1 protein-coding gene is annotated in these 1040 nt (G+C 68.4%); it reads left to right on the top strand.

The features are described from left to right. The first annotated feature begins 139 nt into the window (after positions 1-139). Positions 140-1020, top strand: a protein-coding gene (locus DEF28_RS26580) for an IS5 family transposase (protein ID WP_199493576.1) whose coding sequence is annotated in 2 segments (ribosomal slippage) — positions 140-530 and positions 530-1020 — 882 coding nt in all. Because the reading frame shifts where the segments join, the coding sequence is not laid out codon by codon here. The last annotated feature ends 20 nt before the right edge of the window (positions 1021-1040 follow it).

Genomic DNA, 1040 nt, shown 5'->3' with positions numbered 1-1040 from the left:
CTAGGGAGTGTTTGGAAACTGTTTGAAACTGGGGCAATCAGCGTCAGAACAGTAACCGTGCGCGTGTCGATCCCGGGCATGAGTGAAGCCTCCGGTACATGGATCAACGACCAAGAAGACCATGTGAACCGGAGGCTTCGTGCCGACCCTACCCGCCCCCGGGCGCGGTGACCTCACCGATGCCCAATGGGCGCTGCTCGAACCCCTGCTCCCCGCCCCCACCACCGGACGACCACCGACCCACTCCAGACGCACCCTCATCAACGGCATCCGCTGGCGCACCCGCACCGGCGCGCCCTGGCGCGACATCCCCCAACGCTACGGCCCCTGGGCCACGGTCTATGACCTGTTCCGCCGCTGGACCCTGACCGGCGTCTGGGCCCACATCTTGGCCAGACTGCAGTCCCGCGCGGACGCGGCCGCCCTGATCAGCTGGCAGGTCAACGTCGACTCCACCATCGTGCGCGCCCACCAGCACGCCGCCGGCGCGGTGAAAAAGGGGCCGGGCGAGATCACGAAACGGTCGAGCCCGCCGACCACGCGCTGGGCCGCTCCCGCGGCGGGTTCACCACCAAGATCCACCTGGCGTGCGAGCAGGGACAAAAACCCCTCGCGGTCCTCGTCACGGCCGGGCAGCGCGGGGACGCCCCGCGGTTCGAAGCGGTCATGGAACGCATCCGCGTGGCACCGCATGGTCGGGGCGGTCCGGCGCGCACCCGCCCGGACCTGGTGCGCGCCGACAAGGCGTACAGCTCGGCGGGGATCCGCGCACACCTGCGCAGACGCAAGATCAGGGCGACCATTCCCGAACCGGTGGACCGGGTGGCCAACCGTAAGCGTAAAGGCCGGCGGGGTGGTCGACCTCCCGCGTTCGACCAGGCCGACTACGGTAACCGGCATGCGGTGGAGTGCGGGATCAACCGGCTCAAACGCAACCGGGCGGTAGCCACGCGCTTTGACAAGCTCGCCTTGAGGTTCGAGGCCACCGTCCTGGTCGCGGCCATCGGGGAATGGCTCTGAACTTTCCAAACACGTCCTAG

Origin of the sequence: Marinitenerispora sediminis (assembly GCF_003336425.1) — a bacterium.
Lineage (GTDB): Bacteria > Actinomycetota > Actinomycetes > Streptosporangiales > Streptosporangiaceae > Marinitenerispora > Marinitenerispora sediminis.
This window is presented reverse-complemented; position numbering and strand designations above follow the sequence as displayed.